We start from the raw sequence: 17,740 nt of genomic DNA, 5'->3' as shown, positions 1-17,740 counted from the left end.
CGGAAATGCTTTCCCGATAAGAACACCTTAGAGCTTCCCTGACCATTAGGTCGGGTGCGATTCTTTACCTGTTTCCCCATGCCGAAGTGCGCCCGTTCGGACGCTGGGTGGCCGATCCGGCCGCTGCTAGTGTCGCCAGCACGGGCAGGGGGTCGCCGTCGCGCGAAATTGCCCGGAACAGCCACTGGCGCAATCGAGTTCCCGAGGGAGTCGGCATGACCGCTGTCGCCGTGCATCGCTATCTCATTCCGTCCCAGCCCCACCGCAAGACACTGCACGAACTTCTGGACATCGCGCTGCGAGTGGAGTTCGCCACCATTCCGCCCTATCTCACCGCGATGTACTCGATCAAAGACAAAGCTTCCCCGGCCTACCAATTCGTGCGCGGGGTCGCGCTCGAGGAAATGCTCCACCTCAATCTGGCCGCGAACCTGCTCAATGCCGTCGGCGGCACACCGACCCTGGTCGCCGAGCCAGGAGCCGCGTCTCCGTTTCCGCCGAGCTATCCCACCCATCTTTCCGAGGACGCGGAGGACGGCGGGCCGTATCTGCAGCTCATGGCGGCGTCGCCGGAGCTGTTCCGCAGCACCTTCATGCGGATCGAACAGCCGGCCCAGCCGGACGCGGTCGCGCAGGAGGAGGATTTCTCGACCATCGGCCAGCTGTACTCGGCGATCCTGAAGAAACTCGAGGAATACGACCGCACGCCCGGACGCGCCTACGACGTCTCCCGGCAAAGCGACCAGTGGAACTTCGGCAACAGCGGCGGAACGGTCGTCCTCGTGAAGGATCTCGAGTCCGCGAAGAAAGCGGTCAACGAGATCGTCGAACAGGGCGAGGGCGCCGACCTCAGCGGCGAACTGGACGATCCGAAATACCGCGTTCGCGAGCCGTGGGGCCAGTACGAGTACTACGGCCCGCGCGCCGACGGCACCTACGGACCGGTATTGGGCACGCCGCTGGAAATGTCGCACTACTTCAAGTTCAAGGCGATCGCCGACGGCACTGTCCCGCTGCCCCCGACGTATCCGATGATCGCCAATCCGGCCAAGGCCAAGTACGAAAACCAGACGGCGGCCGCGCTCAGCGACCTGTTCGACCACGCCTACAGCGCGATGGTCGACGATCTGCAGAAAGCGCTGCGCGGCGACCGGGATCTCTTCTTCACCAGTGTCGTGCCCGCGATGCGGGTGACCCTTCCGTCGCTCGCCACGCAGCTGATGCGGACCCCGATCGCCGTCGAAAGCCACACCGCCGACGATCCGACCGCCGGCCCGGCTTTCCGTTACCTGCCGGTGAAAGACCGCCGGAAACCGCAGGAACTCGACCGGCTCGTCGCGGATCTGGCCGCCGGCGGGTCGCCGACGCTCGCCGCCACCCTGCGCCGGATCCAGGAGAACCGGCCCGAGACGAGCACGGAGGCCGGCCATGTCTGAAGCGTTGGCGCAGCTCAGCCGCACGGTGTCGATCTTCCCGGCGATCGGCGTCGCCCGGCTCGGCAACACCGGCCCGGGCGACAGCACCGAGGACTACTACCTGCCTCCGGACGGGATCGGCCGGCTGCCCCGCGAAAGCGAGGGCGATCTGCCCTTCGAACCGGCCGGCTTCCGGGACCGGCACGGCCGCCTCCGCAAACAGGCCGCGACCTTCGCCCTCTACGCCGCCGACCGCCGGGAACCGCTCGCGACCGGGACCCGGCTGCCGCTGTCCGACGGCAGCACCGCGACGATCGTCGACATCGTCTGGACGGCGCATCTCGCGAACAAAAAGCCGTCCTGGTACCAAATCCAGGACCGGATCGGCGAGACCGGCTATCCGGCCGGGCACCCGCTGCGCAACGAGGACGTCCAGGGCGAGGCGCGCAAGAAGCTCATCATCGACCCCGGCCCGCGCACGGTGAGCGGCCGCGGGACCAGGATCGGCGAGTTCGACCGGAACGACGGCCGCGGCCGGAGCACGTTCCCGCCGGACAGCCCGGATCCGGCGAGGCAGCGGATCACCACGCTCGGCCGGATCGCGGTCCGGCCCGACGGCAGCCTGCTCCTGCTCGGCGGATCCGGAATCTCCTACTCCACCGCCGCCGAGCCGGGCATCCCCGACGACGACAACAACGACGGCTGGTGGGACGACGTCTCCGACGGCCCGGTGTCCGCGACGATCGTCGTGCGCGTACTCGACCAGCACGGCGCCGTGGTCGGCCCGGAGCAGGAGATCCGCCTTGACGACAAGGCGTGGGCGATCGTCGCCCCGCCCGCCTACGCGCCGGAGATCGTCAACCTGGTCACCCTGTACGACACGATCTTCGACATGGCCGTCCGGTTCGCCGGCCTGCGCCCGGACCTCTACGACAACGGCCAGTGGCAGGAGACCTACCAGCCGCACTACCCGACGGAAATCGAACCGATCCTGCGCCGGGCGGCCGTGCTCCCGTGGGTCGTGGCGGTCCCGCCCAAGGTGCACACCTTCGACCTGGCCCGGCTCGGCGCCAAGGACCCGCGCTACGACCAGATCCGCCGGCGGCTTTTCGAGGTCCTGCGCCCGCCCACCACGCCCAACACGCTCGCCTCGGCCAAAACCGGCTACCGGATGATGCCCTACATCGTCGGGGAAGACGCCGCCAGCGACAGCCAGCTGACCGCGAAGTTCCACTCCCTCACCGCGACCCAGTACTTCCTGCTGAGCCAGTGGGCCGACGGGAACTTCCTGACAGCCGACCAGCCCCCGAACCCCGGCTCCGCGGCGGAACGCCGGCCGGGCCACCACCTGACCGAAGCCGCACTCGGCAACTGCTGCGGCCCGCCCTTCGCGCCCGGAATCGAGATGTCGTGGCTCTCGCGCGTCCCCGCGGTCTACTCGGCACCGTTTCGGCTCCGCCCGGTCCCGCACCTGCCGGTCGAAGCAGGACAGCTGAGCCTGATCGCCGACCCCGCGCGCGGACTCGAACCCGGCGACGTCACGAAGTACCTTTCCGTTCCGTGGCAAGGAGATTTCAACACCTGCTCGGTCCTGAAGGTCGACGACCACTACCTCTGGTGGTGGCCGGCCCACCGCCCGATGTTCGTCTACGCCCGCCGCGACAAGCCCGGCCCGGCCGACTGGAACCACGTCGGCTGGGTAGGCACGGTCCGCGACCAGACAGTGAAGGGCTACGTGGCTTTCGCCGACAACCTCGGCATGGCCCAGCACTGGCACGAACTCGGCTTCGTCGCCCGCAACACCCGCCTCCGGCCGTCCGACGACACCCAGCCGCGGGAACCGCAATTCATCGAAGTACGACGGACACTGCCCCGGCCGGGGTATGTCCTCGACGACCACAACCAGCCGCATGCCTAGGGTCCTCAAGGTGGCGGTGCTGGGAGCGGGACCGGCCGGGTCGAGCACGGCGATCGCCCTGCGGCGCGCGGGGTGCGAGGTCGTGCTGATCGACCCGGACGGTTCCTCCTTGACGGGCGAGGCGGTTCGCCTCGGCACTTCGCGGGCGGCGGTCGGCGGTGGGAATGGCTTCGCTCGTGCCGCGGCCCTTGCCTATGGATCCGCCGGTGTGGCAGGTCAGCCGCTTGCTCGCCGGGGGTCCATCGCTGCCGCGACCGCGCCGTCTGGCCGTCCGGACGCCGGATCCTCATTCGCGCAAACCGAGACCTCCGGCCCATCCGGTGCGGTCGGGCCGCGCGGCAATCGCGAAACCACCGATTCCTCCCGCGCAGCGTCCTTCAGCACCGGGTCGCCGCGCGGGGCCGGAGAACCCGGCCCGTCCGCCGATGCACCCTTCGACCCCGATCTCCCCCGCGCCGCTGGAGAACCCGCACCTCCCGCGATGGCCGGACCGTCCTTCCGCAACGGCGCTCCGCACGCACCCGGAGAATCCGTCCCGCCCCCGATCGCCGGAGCCCTCGCCCGGCTCGGCCTCAGCACCGCCGCCCTCGACCGCGACCACCTGCGTTCGCTGGGCACCGCCTCAGCCTGGGGTGCCCCCGGACTCCGGTACCGCGACTACCTCCACGACGGGCTCGGCCCCGGCTGGCACCTCGACCGCCCCCGGTTCGACCGGATGCTGCGCGCCGCCGCGGTCGCCGCCGGAGCCGTTTTGGTCCAGGATCGCTGGTCGTCCGCCCGCCGCACGGCGGAAGGCTGGTCGCTCACCTGCCACAGAACCCGCCTGACCGCCGACGTCGTCGTCGACGCCACCGGCCGCCGCGCCGCGTTCGGCACCGCGCAAGGGGCCCGGCGCTGTTTCGCCGACCGGCTGGTCGGCGTCGCCGCAACCGTGCCCGGCCCGGACGCCCGCAGGCACGTCATCCTCGAGTCGGCGGAAAACGGCTGGTGGTACGCCTCCCCGCAACCCGGCGGCCGGCTCACGCTCGCCCTGCTGTCCGACGCCGACCTCGTCCGCCGCGAAGGCTGGGCCAGGCCACCGGGATGGCTGGCGGCACTCCGCGAAACCCGGCACCTCGACCTGCCGCCGGACGAACCGTCCCTGACCGTCCGCGACGCCCGCTCCCATCTGCTCACCCCGAGCGCGGGCCGGGGCTGGATAGCCGCCGGGGACGCCGCAATGGCGCTCGACCCGCTCAGCAGCGCCGGAGTCACGCTGGCGATCGAGTCCGGGCTGGCCGTGGCAGACCTGATCGCGTCCGGGCACGTCGACTCGATCCGGCACCGGCAGCAGCTGCGCCGCCGGTTCGACGCCTACCTCCGGCAACGACGCGAGGTCTACCGGGCGGAACAGCGATGGGAGAGTCCATTTTGGACCCGACGCCGCGAGGGGGCCGTCGAGGCTCGGCACCTCGTCCTCCGCTGATCACGGCGTGGCCGCCAGCTGGGATCTCACGCGAGCCTTTCCGGCCGCCGCCAGAGGTGCACAGGTGGCCCCTCGGCGGCCAGCCGGAGATTGCCGCCCGACCCTCAGCGATCGGCCAGGGCTTGCCGCACGACCGCGGCTACCGCACGACGCCTCGGCGGTCGGCGGTCGGCGGTCGGCCGGAACCTGCCGAACCACCGCTCAGCGGCGAGCCCGAGTGTCCCACAACCCGGCACCGGCCAGCCGGAACTCGCCACACGCTCCTCAGCGGTCAGCCGGACCGCTCAGCACACAATCTCTCAGCGGCCAGCCGAAGCTCGCCGCACGGCACATAGCCTCTCGGCGGTCAGCTAGAGCCTGTCCCATATCCCCTCTATCCCCTCCCAGGCCAACCGGAGGTCGCCACAGTGCCCTCCCCGGTTAGCCCGAGCCTGCCGCACAACGCCTCACCGGCCATCCCGACCTTGCCCCACCACCCCAGCCTCAGCCAAGATCAGCCTCCGGGCGGATCTCGATCTCCGACCCCGGCTGGTCCAACTCCAGCACCACCAACTCATTCTCCCCCTTCCGCCACAACGACTTCGGCGCGTAAAGCGTCTTCTGCGGCCCGATCTTCCAATACCGCCCCAGGTTGAAGCCGTTCAGCCACACCACGCCCTTCTCCCACCCAGGCAGGGCCACGAAACCGTCCGCCGGGTCGGCGATCATCGCGGTCGCGCGGTGGAACGCCGGGCCGACGCCGGGCGATCCGGACGAGAATCGCAGCCGGGACAGGTCGTCCAGTGGGAGCGGCCGGATCTCCCATCCGAACAGTTTCTGCTGGGTGTTCATCGCGACCCAGCCGTCAATGCCCTTGCGATCCGCCAGGTACGGCCCGTAATTCACCCGGCCCATGGCGTCGACCAGGATGTCCAGGCGCGTGCGCGGTTTGTCGAGTTTCAGGTTCAGCGTCGCGTCCGGACGGTTTCGGTCCAGCACTCCCAACCGCACACCGTCGACGAATACCAGCGCCCGGTCCGCAAGTCCGTGGATGCTCAGCGGGCCGGAATGCGGGCCCTGCACGGTCGTGCGGTAGTGGATCAAGCCCGTGGACTGGCCCAGCCGTTCCATGGGCACCGGTTGCGCCGAATGGACCACTGTGGACAGTGCGGGCAGCGAGTCCAAAAGGGACACTGACTCGGCCGGACGCACAGTTTGCGCGGGCAGGCGCGGCGATCGAGCGGGCGGCGGAACGACCGGTTGCTTGGTGTATTTCGTAAGCACAGGCTGCAGCGCGGTGAACTTCGCGCCGACGTCGCCTGCTTCGCCGACGGGGGAGTCGTAGTCCTAGCTGGTCACGGTGGGCTGATATTGCAAGCCAGACGTGTTGGCACCAGCAGCGAAGCCGTAGTTGGTACCGCCGCAAGCCATATACAGGTTCACCGAAGCACCCGTCGCCAGCAGCTGGTCGACGTGAGCGGCGGTTTGCTGCGGATCGGTAGTGTGGTGCGGTTCGCCCCAGTGGTCGAACCAGCCGTCCCAGTATTCGGCCATCATCACCGGCGCTCCGGGGCGGAAAGCCTTCAGTGCGGCAATGCTCGGAGCCGGATCGCCGTCGCCGGTTCCGACTTCTAGCGTGCCCGGCAGTTCGCCGAAGCGCATGAAGAACTCGGAAGCACCGTCGGCGACGAAAAGAAGGCTCGTTATTCCGCGTGACCGCAGGCTGTCCCGCAAATGCGCGAGATAGCTCGTGTCATTGCCATAGCTGCCGTACTCGTTTTCGATCTGCACGGCGACGACCGGCCCGCCATGCTGCGCTTCCAACGGCTCGAGCTGAGGGATCAGCTGGTCGTACCACGCGTCGACGGCATTGAGATAAGCCGGATCGGCGCACCGCAGTTCCATGTTCCGGTCCGCGAGCAGCCAAGCGGGAAGGCCGCCGAATTCCCATTCCGCGCAAATATAGGGACTCGGGCGGACGATGACCTGGAAGCCGAGTTCCCCGGCCAAGCGGATGAACGCCGCGAGATCGCGAGGGCCGCGGAAATCGGCTCGGCCCGGCGTCGGCTGGTGGAAATTCCAGGCCACATAGGTTTCGACGGTGTTGAGGCCAAGCGCTTTGAGCCGCGACAGGCGGTCGTGCCACTGGTCTGGGCGCAACCGGAAATAGTGGATCGCGCCGGACACGATCTGGAATGGCTTGCCGTCCAGCAGAAAATGGTCGCCGGACACGGTCAGCCCGCGCCGGGCGGCCGCGCCCGCCGGTCCGGCGAACACCGTGCTCGCGGCGACTGCGGCCGCACCGCCGAGGAAGGTCCTCCTGGTCACGTCCATCACTCCCCCGCTCAGCCGGCCGTCGCCGCGCGGACCTGGACGAGGAACGCGTCGAGCACACCGTCGCCGACGAGTGCCTGCCGCACGCCCCACCTATTGCTGTTGCCCGTCTTGACCGCCTCCGCACGCGTGACCAGTGCATCCGCCGCAGCCGTCAGTTGCTCGGCTTTGGCGTCGTCACCGCGGGTCGCCGCGGCGAGCGCGTCCAACCGGGTCACCATCGCGTCGCCCCACAGCGCGGTCGCGTCCAGCCAGGGACCCGCCTCTGTGACGAAAGCGCTCTGCACCTGTCCGCCCCGGATTACCGTGGGAGCATTGCGGATCTGTTCGGCATACGAACGCAGCTTGTCCAGCGCACGATGATCGCCAGAGTTCCAATGCTGCCAGAAATCGGCCGCCTTAGCCGCGAGAACCGGTGCCTGCGGCTGCCATGGCGTCGGCCCGAAGACCGGTGCCAGGTGTTCGAGGTCGGCGAACACTTTCAGCGCCGCCGTCGCGCGGGGGTCGCCGCCCGCGAGCCGCGCCAACGCCTGCGGCCACGACCGCTCCGGCGAGTATCCGGCGTCGTTCCAGGAGAAATCGGCGACACCGAACTCGGCGACCTCGCTGGCCGCTTCCTGGTTCATCGGATTCGAGACGATTCCGTTGAGATATTTCGACAGCCCCGCTTCACGATGCGCGTACGGCGCGAGCAGCAACCGCCCGGCCGACTGCTCGTAGTCGTTGACCGGATAGTTGTCCCAGAGGAACACCTTCCGTCCGTACACTGTGGACACCTGCTGGGCCTCGTCGTTCGTCACGCTCGGCGGCACGACCGCGGTGCCGGTCCATTGCACGACGACGGACGGGTCGAGATTCTCCCGCAGCTGCGTCTTGTACGGCGAATCCTTGAGGTCGCTGTACTCCGTCGGCACTGTCTGCAAAGGACGGACGCCGTCGTGGTTCTTCACGAAGTTCTTGGTGATCTCGTTGAGCAACGAGACCTGCGCCTTGCCCGCGGCCGCCTGTCCGGGCGCTCCGAACGCCGTCTGGTCGCCAGCGCAGTTCCACTTGGTGTACGAGATGTCGTCGAACGGCAGCGAGAACGACCGCACGCCGAGGTCGTAGACAGCCTGGAATTTCGCCTTCACCGCCGCGACATCCTGCGGCGACGAGAAGCAGATCGACACGCCAGGCGACAACGCGTAGGTGAAGTCGACGTGGTTCGCATTCGCCGTACGCACGAGCTGGCCGAGCGCGTCCAGTTCCTGCTGCGGATACGGATCCCGCCACCGATCGCGCAGATACGCGTCGTCCTTCGCGCTGTAAATATAGGTGTTCGCCTTGGTCTCGCCGAGGAACTTGAGCTGCCGAATCCGATCGTCGTTAGTCCACGGTGGACCGTAGAAGCCTTCGATCGACCCGCGCAGCGCCATGTTCGGCCAGTCCCGCACCGCGACACCGCTCAGCGACCAGCCCTGTCCACTTCGGACAAACAGCTGCCGCAGGGTCTGCACGCCGTAGTACTGTCCGGCACCGTCGCGGCCGTTGATCGTCACTCCGCCGCGCCGCACGGCGAGCGAATAGCCCTCCGCCTGCGTCGGCGCATCCCCGCCATTGGCGAGCCGGACGACGAATCCGCCGGCGCCGATCTTCTTCACCCCGTGCTGTTTCAACAGGGAAATCAGAAGATCCTTGGCCGGACCGTCCGTGGTGCTGTCCGTTGCGAGCGTCACCGACAACGGCAACGACACATCGGCGGCGTCGCGGTTGATCTGTTGCGGTGTCGGGGAAACGACCGGCACCGAGCCCGGTCTGGCCGCAGCCGGCTGGACGACGGTGAGGGCACTCGTCGCGACGATAGCGGCGAGCCAAGCTCTGCGGCGTAGAGTCATGACTTCCTCTCAGGCGGCGGGGACAGTGCGGTACAACGCGAAGGTAGCCAGATACGGCGTCGCCCGCGACTGCGTGACGACGAGGCGCAGGTGGCGCGCGGTGATCGGCGAGGGAAGGGTGACGAGACGGTTGGCGCCGATCGTGGTGACAGTCGCGATCGTGCGCCAGGAACCGTCCACTTCGGCCTGAACGGTCGCGCCTTCGACGTGCTGGCCCCGGGTGATGTCCTCCCCCAGCCGGATCTGATCGAAGGCGACGTCCGAAGGCAGCACGACGTCCATCGTCCCGGCGAGTGCACCGCGCGGCGGCGACCACGACGTGGTGAGCGAGGAATCCGTGACCGCGTTCAGCCCCCGCGCACCGGCGGCGAGGTTCCGCGCCTGCGTCCTCGCGATAGCCTGCCCGAAGGACGCCAACGCCGCGCTGTCCGCCGGAGCGACGCGGCCGTCCGGTCCTGGCGGAACGTTCAGCAGCAGCGAGGCGTTGCGGCCCACCGAGGCGCGGTAGAGGCCGATGAGTTGCGCGGGTGTCTTCGGCTGTTCGTCCGGGTGGTAAAACCAGCCCGGCCGGATTGACACATCAGCTTCGGCCGGCGCCCACTCCAGGTACCGCACGGACGGGTCGGCGAGCACCTGCCGCGAACCGAGGTCGGCGCCCTCCGCACCGCCGACGAACAGCTCCTCGTTGTGCGCGGTGTTCGGATCGCCGGTGGTCGGCAGGGAACTCCATTCCGTCTGGCGGGCTTGGCCTTGCTCGTTGCCGACCCAGCGCACGCCCGCCGGTCCGGCGAACGTGACCGTGTCCGGCGAGAGCGCGTGGATCATCCGGAACCAGGTCGTGAAGTCGTAGTTCTCGCTGATTCCGTTGCCCCGCCAGGGATTCGCCCCGTCCAGCCACAGCTCGTCGATAGGACCGTACTGCGTGAACAATTCGTAGATCTGATTCAGGTAGTAGGTGTTGTAATCGTCCTCAGTGACGGTGAACTTCGGCAGTTTCCCAGCCGCGAGCGCCGGCGCCCGGTCGTCGTTCGGGACCAGCGACGGGATCGTGCGGACCTTCGCCGCGCTGCCGGTCCCGTACCGGCCCTGACCAGCGGGCGCATTCCCCCGGTCGTCGTAGGTCGCCTGCTCCTCGATGCTCAACGGCTGCCCGGCCGCGACCTTCGCTTCGACCCGCTTCACCTGGTCAGCGAAGAACTGCGCGGGCAACTCGGCTCCGTCCGCGGGCGACAGGTACACGCCGACTTTCAGTCCGGCTTTCCGTGCCGAATCAACGTAATCGCGCAGGATGTCCCCGCGCGGATTGGCGCATCCGGAGGCCCGGACTTGCCAATATGCGGACGGATCCTGCGCCCGGCCATCCTGCGCGGCCGCACGGGCCTTGGCCACCGCATCGTCGGCGCAGCCAGGCGTGATCCACCACGGGCTCGCGACGACGGAGTGGTTCGTGTAGCGCGTCGGGTAAAGGACAAATCCGTCGTGATGCTTCGCCGTCAGCATCACCTGCGTCACGCCGGCCGCCTTCATCGACCGCATCCACTGGTCGGTGTCGACTGCGGTCGGCGCGAACGTCGACTCCTTTTCCGCGCCGGAGCCCCATTCCCGGTCGGTGAAAGTGTTCATGCCGAAGTGCGTGAACGCGGTGACCGGCCGCTGCTGCCAGGCGACCTGCCCGGCGCGCGGCACGGTCGCGGCGGCTTTGGCGAGGATCCGGTCCATGCCGTCGCACGACTGCAGGGCCTGGATCGCCGCCGGGCGGATCGGCCCGTGGCAGCCGGTGGTGTCCGAGACGGCGGGAGCGGCGGTTCCCCCGGCCGCCAGTACCGCGGCAAGCGCCAGGCTCGCGGGAATCGACACGGCGGTCCTCCTGTCGGATCCGTGACCGAACGGTGACGGCGGGGAGCCTAAGTCGGGCATCCATCGGATGTCTAGACCTGATCGGCGGAGGCGGACCGGCTTTCACCCGAGCGCCGAGGCTTGGATCAGCCCTGTTCCAAGCTCTCTGCCTGGTTCCCGGCTCGTGTTGTCGCGGAGGCCCAGTGATCAGATGGATTGCCGTGTAGTACCACGGTCATCTACGCGAGGGGGTCACATGACAGTCACTGCAGGCGAGCCGCCGGTTCCGGCCGCGTTGACCAGCGCCGTCCAACGCTGGCGGGACCAGGACGAGCCGGTTCAGCCGCCGATCCGCTGGTCTCGCGAGGCCTGGCGCAGGCACTTCCCAAGTCAGCACGCGTTCCTCGACGCCCTGCCCGAGCGCATCGACCGAGCCGAAGCCGCTCGCCACGCGGCGGACGCGACGACCCCGGAGGGTGCGGAGCGTGCGTTCCTGGCCGCGATGATCTGGGGATACGGACGCGTCGGTTACGGCCCATGGCGCACCGCCCGCGTGCTGACCGAAAACCCGCACGCCGTCGATCGGCTGGCGGAGGCAGCTGTCGTCGCGCGTGAGCACGGCGGGTTGGCGGCGTTCCGCGATCTGGCGGAGAAACCGCTGCGCTACCTAGGCGTGGCATTCGGCACCAAGTACCTGCGGTTCGTCACCGCCGCTCGTTCCTCGGACAGAGCCCCGATCCTCGACGCCGTTGTCCGCCGGTGGGTCTCGACGCACACTGGCCAGCACCTGATGATCGACGCGTGGCGGCCTGCCGTTTACGAGAAGTACGTCGGATTGCTGACCTCATGGGCAGCTGAACTCGGGTTGGCCACGGATACCGTGGAGGAATTGATCTTCCGGTCCGCGGTGAGCCGGGAAGGGTCCGGCCAGTGGAGCGAGCCCTGGGCGGGCTCACGCTCGCCGGAGCAGCGGGCGCAAGCCGCGCTTCTCGAACTGGAGCAGCTCTTCGACACGGCCGAGGCCGAGCAGGCTCAGGAAGCCCGGCGTCATCTGGATGAGCTGGAACGCCTCATCCGGCAGTGCTGGACCGATTGACTTCTCACCGGGTCGGCTCCAGCGAGTGGAGCACGGAGCGCCAATGCCGGGCCCGCTCGATGATGTCGTCGGCGAGCTGCTGGTGGAACCGGCTCAGGGCGTGCAGCCGCGCGCCGGCCGGAGTCGACCGGCCGAGGCGAGCGGATCCGCGGCGCGCGGCGTCGGCGAGCTGGTGATTCCGCTGCGCGCTGGCGAGGAAGGCCTGAAACCAGGCGTCGGGACCGACCTCGTACCGTTCCGCACGGCTTTTCCCGGTGCGCTCCCGGCGCAGCAAACCCTCGCCTTCGAGATACCGGACCGTTTTGGAGATCGACGCCGGGCTCACCCGCAGGTGCTCGACCAGCTCCGCGGCGCCCATTCCGGCGTCGTCCGTGACGAGCAGCGCGGCGAGCACTCTCCCGGCCATGCCGGGCACGCCGGTGCCGATCAGCGTGGCAGCCAACTGCTGCTCGACCGTGGTTTCCGTGCGACGGCTTTGGACAGCACCGGGTTTGCGGTGGTGCGCGCGCCGTTTCGTGGCTTGGTGTGCGGCGTCCGGCGCGTACCCGGCGCGTCCGCCGTTGCGCGTGACCTCGCGACTGACGGTCGAGGTCGGCCGGGCCAGCCGGCGCGCGATCTCGGCGTAGCCGAGCCCGTCGGCCAGACCGGCGGCGATGACCCGCCGGTCGCGGCGAGTCAGCCGGGACCCAGGCATCTCAAACCTCCTCGTTGCAATAACCCTAGTCCTGATGCACCAACAAGACCATCCTGACCTGCGCAAATAACTCAACGCAGCGAGGTGCGAGGTTTCCCTGGCACGGAAGACCGCCGATAAGTTCCGGCCGTTCATCCGCACCGAGGAAGGAAGGCTCCGATGCCCGCGACCTCCGAACCCGCGATCCGGGTGCGAGGCCTGGAAAAATCGTACAAAGCACTGCCAGTGCTGCGCGGCGTGGACTTCGACGTGGCGCGGGGCAGCATCTTCGCGCTGCTCGGCTCAAACGGGGCGGGCAAGACGACGGTCGTGCGCATCCTCGCCACCCTGTTGAAGGCCGACGCGGGAACGGCACACGTCAACGGATTCGACGTCGCCGCGCGCTCGGCGGACGTGCGGGAATCCGTCAGCCTCACCGGCCAGTTCGCCGCCGTGGACGAAATCCTCACCGGCCGGGAAAACCTCGTGCTCGTCGCCCGGTTGCGGCACCTCCGAAACCCGGGCCGCGTCGCGGACGATCTGCTCGCCCGGTTCTCCTTGGAGGACGCGGCCGCGCGGAGGGCGGCGACGTATTCGGGAGGGCTGCGCCGTCGCCTCGACCTCGCGATGAGCCTCATCGGGAACCCGCCGGTCGTCTTCCTCGACGAGCCGACCACCGGCCTCGACCCGCGGGCGCGCGCCGAGGTGTGGCTGGCCGTCAAGGAACTCGCCGGGCACGGCACGACCGTGCTGCTCACGACCCAGTACCTGGACGAGGCCGAACAACTCGCCGACCGGATCGCGATCCTGCACCAAGGCCGGATCATCGTGAACGGCTCCCTCGCCGAACTCAAGCGACTGCTGCCGCCGGCCAGGGTCGAATACGTCGAGAAACAGCCGACGCTCGAAGACGTCTTCTTCGCGATCGTCAAGGAGCACCGATGACCAAACACTTCTTCGCCGACACCACTGTCCTGTTAGGACGCTAACTGCGCCGCATCGCGCGCAGCCCGGACACCGTCATCACGACCGCCGTTCTGCCGATCGCGTTCCTGCTGATGTTCGTCTACGTCTTCGGCGGCGCGATCCAGCACGGTTCCGGCAGCTATGTGACCTACCTGCTGCCCGGAATCCTGCTGATCACCGTCGCCTCCGGTATCTCCTACACCGCGTTCCGGCTTTTCCAGGACTTGCAGAGCGGGATTTTCGAGCGGTTCCGGTCCATGCCGATCGCCCGGTCCGCTGTCCTGTGGGGACACGTGCTGACGTCGCTGGTCGCCAACCTCGTCTCCGCCGCGGTCGTCGTCGGCGTCGCCGTGCTGATGGGATTCCGCTCCGGAGCGGGAATAGCGGCCTGGCTCGCGGTCGCCGGCATCCTGCTCCTGTTCACCCTGGCGCTGACCTGGCTCGCCGTCATCCCCGGCCTGACCGCGAGGTCCGGCGACGGTGCGAGCGCGTTCTCCTACCCGCTCGTCTTCCTTCCGTTCGTCAGCTCGGCTTTTGTCCCGACCAGCACGATGCCCGGGCCGGTGCGCGCCTTCGCCGAACACCAGCCGACGACGTCCATCGTCAACGCCATCCGCGGCCTGTTGACCCAGCAGCCAGTCAGCACCGAGATCTGGACCGCCCTCGGCTGGTGTATCGGCGTCCTCGCCCTCGCATCTGTCTTCGCCACGCTGATCTACCGCCGCAAGCAGCACGGTTAGCGGTTCAGGAAGCGCTCCAACTCCCCCGTAACGAACTGTGGGTTCTCCTCAACCAGCCAATGCCCCGCGTGCGGCACGTCCGCCGCCTGGACGATGTCGGTCACCCGCGGAGCCACCGTCGCCCGGATGGCATCCAGCTGGCCTTGGGCGGTCAGGAGCAACGTCGGCGCCTTCACCGGTGCCGCGGCCACCGTGTCGCGAACGTCCTTGTCCAGTGCCCGGTAAAGCTCGAAGCCGCCGGACAGAACCGCGGGCTGGCTGTAGGTTCGGGTGTATTCGTTGACTTCGGCGTCGGTGAACGGGGACTTGTCCGAGGTGCCGCCGAATGCGGTCCCGCCGAAGGAAACCTGCGGATAGAACAGCGCGAGATACTCGCGGACATCATCCCCGACAACCGCTTCCGGGACCCGGCGCTGGGAGTGGAAGGCGATGTGCCAGCTCAATGTCCGGTAAACAGCCGCGTTGATCGCGGGACCCGGCAGCGGCAGGTCGAAATAGCCGAGCCGGGAGGTGTCGCGAGGGAATTGGCTCGCGTACTGAAAAGCCACTGCCGCACCGAAATCATGGCCGATGACGGCGGCGTCCCGGATCTTCAACCGCTCGGCGATCAGGGTGTGCACGTACCGCGCCAGGGTGGCTTTGTCGTATCCGCTCGGGGTGCCGGTGCTGTCGCCCAGCCCGGGGAGGTCGATCGCGTAGACGGTGTGGTGCTTCGCGAGCGCGGGCATGACCGGCCACCAGCCGTACCAGGTCTGCGGCCAGCCGTGGATCAGGACGACCGGGCTTCCGCTTCCACCCGTCACGTAATGCATGCGGACGCCGTCGACGTCGGCGAACTCGTGCCGGAAGGTGCCTTGGAACGCGGGATCGTTCTGGGTGGCGGCGGCGTAAGGAGCGGCAGCGGGAGGGGTGGAACAGGCCACGGTGCCGATGGTGAGCAAGAGGGACAGGGCAAGCGCCGCGACAGAGCGCGGCACCAGCCGGGATGCGGTGATCATGGGGCCCAGTTTCGCCAGGCCGCCCCGGCGATGGCACGGAAACTTGCTGTTCCGGCAAGGGGTTGCGTCCGGTGCCCGTTCGATCAATTCCTTTTAGCCGAACAGGCAAGAACCGGTTCGGGGCAAATCCGGGAGGGTAGGGATGGGGAGGAGGCGGTCGGCATGATCGCCGCAACCGGAGGGATCGAAATGACCATGCGGAAATTCTGGGCCACCGCTGCCGTCTGCGTCGCCGCCACCGGCGGTTCTCTGCTGCTCAGCGGCACGGCGTTCGCCAGCCACCTCGAGTACAAAGGGCCTTACGAAACCCCGGACGATTGCGTGCACGCCCTGCGCGCCCTGCCGCCGGACCCCACTGTCGACGGTGCCGAGTGCATTCCCATGAAAGGCAAGCACTACATCGAAATCTCGCACACGAACTGAACGAGAAGGGTTTCCCCGGCCGGAAAGGCCGGGGAAACCGCCTCACTCGGCCAAAGCCGGAGCTGCCACGTGGTGGCAGGCCGCTCCCGAAACCGAAGCGGGCACCTGCTCCCGGCACAACCGCTGCCGCGCCTCCCCCAGTGCCGCATAAAGCGGGCACCGGGTCCGGAAGACACAGCCGCTCGGCGGGTCCGAGGGGCTCGGCAAGTCGCCGGCCAGCCGGATCCGGCCTGAGCGGTCCGCACCCGGCGAAGGCGAAGGCACGGCCGACAGCAAGGCTCGCGTGTAGGGATGCCGAGGAGCCGCGAAGACATCGGAAGTCCGGCCGTGTTCCGCCAGGTGTCCCAGATACATCACCGCGACCTGGTCGGCGAAGTGGCGCACCACGGACAGGTCGTGCGAGATGAACAGGTACGCCACCCCGGTCTCCTGCTGGATGTCCTGCAGCAGATTGATCACCTGCGCCTGCACCGAAACGTCCAACGCGGACACCGGTTCGTCGCACACGATCAGCCGCGGGTCCAGCGCCAGCGCCCGCGCGATGCCCACCCGCTGTTTCTGCCCGCCGGAGAACTCGTGCGGGAACCGGTTGTAGTGGTCCGGCCGCAGGCCCACCCGGTCCATGAGGTCCCGCACCCGCGCCTTCACCCCGCCGGGCGGCGTGATGCCCTGCGCGAGCAGCGGCGCGGCGATCGCCGTGCCCACGGACTGGCGCGGGTTCAGCGCCGAGGCCGGGTTCTGGAAGACGATCTGCACGCGCCGCCGGTATTCCTGGAGGGCGGCGCCGCGCAGGGCGCCGATTTCCTCCCCGGCCAGCCGGATGCTGCCCGACGTCGGGTCCAGCAGGCGCATCACCAGCCTGCCGGTCGTGGACTTGCCGCAGCCGGATTCGCCGACCAGGCCGAGCGTCTGCCCGACCCCGATCGAGAAGCTGATCCCGTCCACGGCTTTCAGCGCGCCGGCCGAACGGAACAGCCCGGAGCGCACCGGGAAATGCTTCACGAGGTCCCGGACCTCCAGCAGCTCGGTCATGCCGCCTCCTCGAGATCACCGAGATGGCACCGCGACAGATGCCCGGCACCGGACAGCAACGGCAGCTCCGTCCGGCATCGATCGTCGGCCACCGACGACGCCCGCGGGCACCGATCCGCGAACAGACACCCCGCCGGGAGGTCGAGCAGCGCGGGCGGGAAGCCCGGGATCGGCCGCAGCCGTCCGGTTTCCTCGGCCAGCGACGGCATCGACGCCAGCAAGCCCTGGGTGTAGGGGTGGCCGGGCGCGGCGAAGAGGTCGTCGACGGACGCGACCTCCATGCACATCCCGCCGTACATCACCGCGACCCGGTGACACACCTGTGCCACCACCCCGAGATCGTGCGTCACCATGATCACCGCCGTGCCCGTCTCGGCCTGCAGTTCGCCGATCAGGTCCAGGATCTGCGCCTGCACGGTCACGTCCAGCGCCGTGGTCGGCTCGTCCGCGACGAGCAGTTCCGGCTCGCACACCAGGGCCATCGCGATCATCGCCCGCTGCCGCATCCCGCCGGAGAACTCGTGCGGGTACCCGGCCGCACGACGGCGCGGGTCCGGAATGCCGACCCGTCCGAGCATGTCGACCGCGACCTCGGCCGCGGCCTTGCGCGACACCCGGTTGTGCGTCCGGTACACCTCGGCGATCTGCGAACCGACCGGGTAGAACGGATGCATCGCCGACAGCGGGTCCTGGAAGATCATCGAGATCTTCTTGCCCCGGTAGGCCAGCATCGCGGATTCGGACAGGGTGTTCAGATCGGTCCCGTCGAGCACGATCTCTCCGGTCACCGTCGCCGGCGTTCCATTGAACAGGCCCAGCAGCGCCTGGCTGGTCACGGTCTTGCCGGACCCCGACTCCCCGACCAGCCCGATCGTCTCGCCCTTGCCCAGCGTCAGGTCCATCCCGTTGACCGCGTGCACGACGCCGTCGTCGGTCGGGAAGGCGACGCGCAGATCGCGGACCGCCAGAAGCGTTTCGGTTGCAGACACGT

At 68.6% G+C, this 17,740-nt stretch carries 15 protein-coding genes; 7 read left to right on the top strand and 8 right to left on the bottom strand.

What is annotated here, in order from left to right:
* Window positions 1–215: 215 nt before the first annotated feature.
* The 3 genes from ACFXI3_RS20090 to ACFXI3_RS20080 are packed head-to-tail and all read left to right on the top strand — an operon-like array spanning window position 216 to window position 4,798.
* Complete coding sequence (locus tag ACFXI3_RS20090) at window positions 216–1,436, top strand: ferritin-like domain-containing protein (RefSeq protein ID WP_378401167.1); 1,221 nt, start codon at window positions 216–218, stop codon at window positions 1,434–1,436.
* Complete coding sequence (locus tag ACFXI3_RS20085) at window positions 1,429–3,333, top strand: LodA/GoxA family CTQ-dependent oxidase (RefSeq protein WP_378401165.1); 1,905 nt, start codon at window positions 1,429–1,431, stop codon at window positions 3,331–3,333. The genes ACFXI3_RS20090 and ACFXI3_RS20085 overlap by 8 nt, the downstream gene beginning before the upstream one ends.
* Window positions 3,334–3,343: 10 nt before the next feature.
* On the top strand, window positions 3,344–4,798 hold the full coding sequence (locus ACFXI3_RS20080; RefSeq protein ID WP_378401163.1) for a tryptophan 7-halogenase: 1,455 nt from the start codon (window positions 3,344–3,346) through the stop codon (window positions 4,796–4,798).
* Between the two features lie 483 nt (window positions 4,799–5,281).
* On the opposite strand, the gene ACFXI3_RS20075 is transcribed toward ACFXI3_RS20080, so the two are convergent.
* The 4 genes from ACFXI3_RS20075 to ACFXI3_RS20060 all read right to left on the bottom strand — a co-directional run bounded on the left by ACFXI3_RS20075 (window position 5,282) and on the right by ACFXI3_RS20060 (window position 10,842).
* Window positions 5,282–5,971 (bottom strand): hypothetical protein, encoded by a 690-nt coding sequence (locus tag ACFXI3_RS20075; protein ID WP_378401162.1) that lies wholly within the window; start codon window positions 5,969–5,971, stop codon window positions 5,282–5,284.
* A 153-nt stretch (window positions 5,972–6,124) separates the two neighbouring features.
* Complete coding sequence (locus ACFXI3_RS20070) at window positions 6,125–7,105, bottom strand: beta-galactosidase family protein (protein WP_378401160.1); 981 nt, start codon at window positions 7,103–7,105, stop codon at window positions 6,125–6,127.
* A 17-nt stretch (window positions 7,106–7,122) separates the two neighbouring features.
* Window positions 7,123–8,895 carry a beta-N-acetylglucosaminidase domain-containing protein gene (locus ACFXI3_RS20065; protein WP_378401158.1) on the bottom strand — a complete coding sequence of 591 codons (1,773 nt, stop codon included), beginning with the start codon at window positions 8,893–8,895 and terminating at the stop codon, window positions 7,123–7,125.
* Between the two features lie 99 nt (window positions 8,896–8,994).
* Window positions 8,995–10,842 carry an alpha-L-fucosidase gene (locus ACFXI3_RS20060; protein ID WP_378401156.1) on the bottom strand — a complete coding sequence of 616 codons (1,848 nt, stop codon included), beginning with the start codon at window positions 10,840–10,842 and terminating at the stop codon, window positions 8,995–8,997.
* A 235-nt stretch (window positions 10,843–11,077) separates the two neighbouring features.
* Here ACFXI3_RS20060 and ACFXI3_RS20055 point away from each other — a divergent pair, with 235 nt between their 5' ends.
* Window positions 11,078–11,917 (top strand): hypothetical protein, encoded by an 840-nt coding sequence (locus ACFXI3_RS20055; RefSeq protein WP_378401154.1) that lies wholly within the window; start codon window positions 11,078–11,080, stop codon window positions 11,915–11,917.
* A gap of 4 nt (window positions 11,918–11,921) precedes the next feature.
* Here the strand turns inward: ACFXI3_RS20055 and ACFXI3_RS20050 are convergent, their stop codons facing one another.
* Complete coding sequence (locus tag ACFXI3_RS20050) at window positions 11,922–12,611, bottom strand: helix-turn-helix domain-containing protein (protein ID WP_378401152.1); 690 nt, start codon at window positions 12,609–12,611, stop codon at window positions 11,922–11,924.
* A 159-nt stretch (window positions 12,612–12,770) separates the two neighbouring features.
* On the opposite strand from ACFXI3_RS20050, the gene ACFXI3_RS20045 reads away from it, so the two are divergent.
* Both ACFXI3_RS20045 and ACFXI3_RS20040 read left to right on the top strand, forming a co-directional pair.
* Window positions 12,771–13,535, top strand: coding sequence for an ABC transporter ATP-binding protein (locus tag ACFXI3_RS20045; RefSeq protein WP_378401150.1), 765 nt, complete (start codon window positions 12,771–12,773; stop codon window positions 13,533–13,535).
* A 44-nt stretch (window positions 13,536–13,579) separates the two neighbouring features.
* Complete coding sequence (locus ACFXI3_RS20040) at window positions 13,580–14,296, top strand: ABC transporter permease (RefSeq protein ID WP_378401209.1); 717 nt, start codon at window positions 13,580–13,582, stop codon at window positions 14,294–14,296.
* Here ACFXI3_RS20040 and ACFXI3_RS20035 read toward each other — a convergent pair.
* On the bottom strand, window positions 14,293–15,294 hold the full coding sequence (locus tag ACFXI3_RS20035) for an alpha/beta fold hydrolase (protein ID WP_378401148.1): 1,002 nt from the start codon (window positions 15,292–15,294) through the stop codon (window positions 14,293–14,295). The two genes, ACFXI3_RS20040 and ACFXI3_RS20035, sit on opposite strands and share 4 nt — an antisense overlap.
* A gap of 162 nt (window positions 15,295–15,456) precedes the next feature.
* Between ACFXI3_RS20035 and ACFXI3_RS20030 the strand changes: the two genes are divergently transcribed.
* Window positions 15,457–15,717 (top strand): hypothetical protein, encoded by a 261-nt coding sequence (locus tag ACFXI3_RS20030; protein ID WP_378401146.1) that lies wholly within the window; start codon window positions 15,457–15,459, stop codon window positions 15,715–15,717.
* Window positions 15,718–15,759: 42 nt separating this feature from the next.
* Here ACFXI3_RS20030 and ACFXI3_RS20025 read toward each other — a convergent pair whose 3' ends face one another.
* Both ACFXI3_RS20025 and ACFXI3_RS20020 read right to left on the bottom strand, forming a co-directional pair.
* On the bottom strand, window positions 15,760–16,749 hold the full coding sequence (locus ACFXI3_RS20025; RefSeq protein ID WP_378401144.1) for an ABC transporter ATP-binding protein: 990 nt from the start codon (window positions 16,747–16,749) through the stop codon (window positions 15,760–15,762).
* Window positions 16,746–17,738, bottom strand: coding sequence for an ABC transporter ATP-binding protein (locus tag ACFXI3_RS20020; RefSeq protein WP_378401142.1), 993 nt, complete (start codon window positions 17,736–17,738; stop codon window positions 16,746–16,748). Before ACFXI3_RS20020 ends, ACFXI3_RS20025 begins: the two co-directional genes overlap by 4 nt.
* Between the last annotated feature and the right edge of the window lie 2 nt (window positions 17,739–17,740).

Source organism: Amycolatopsis sp. NPDC059235 (assembly GCF_042754125.1).
Classification (GTDB): domain Bacteria; phylum Actinomycetota; class Actinomycetes; order Mycobacteriales; family Pseudonocardiaceae; genus Amycolatopsis; species Amycolatopsis albidoflava.
The sequence above is the reverse complement of the archived record's forward strand: the minus strand, read 5'-3'. Positions and strand labels throughout refer to the sequence as shown.

What these genes read in the sequence shown, in the direction of transcription:
- ACFXI3_RS20090 (WP_378401167.1), top strand. Translation starts at nt 216, where the DNA reads ATGACCGCTGTCGCCGTGCATCGCTATCTCATTCCGTCCCAGCCCCAC.
- ACFXI3_RS20085 (WP_378401165.1), top strand. Translation starts at nt 1,429, where the DNA reads ATGTCTGAAGCGTTGGCGCAGCTCAGCCGCACGGTGTCGATCTTCCCG.
- ACFXI3_RS20055 (WP_378401154.1), top strand. Translation starts at nt 11,078, where the DNA reads ATGACAGTCACTGCAGGCGAGCCGCCGGTTCCGGCCGCGTTGACCAGC.
- ACFXI3_RS20050 (WP_378401152.1), bottom strand. Translation starts at nt 12,611, where the DNA reads ATGCCTGGGTCCCGGCTGACTCGCCGCGACCGGCGGGTCATCGCCGCC.
- ACFXI3_RS20045 (WP_378401150.1), top strand. Translation starts at nt 12,771, where the DNA reads ATGCCCGCGACCTCCGAACCCGCGATCCGGGTGCGAGGCCTGGAAAAA.
- ACFXI3_RS20035 (WP_378401148.1), bottom strand. Translation starts at nt 15,294, where the DNA reads ATGATCACCGCATCCCGGCTGGTGCCGCGCTCTGTCGCGGCGCTTGCC.
- ACFXI3_RS20030 (WP_378401146.1), top strand. Translation starts at nt 15,457, where the DNA reads ATGATCGCCGCAACCGGAGGGATCGAAATGACCATGCGGAAATTCTGG.
- ACFXI3_RS20025 (WP_378401144.1), bottom strand. Translation starts at nt 16,749, where the DNA reads ATGACCGAGCTGCTGGAGGTCCGGGACCTCGTGAAGCATTTCCCGGTG.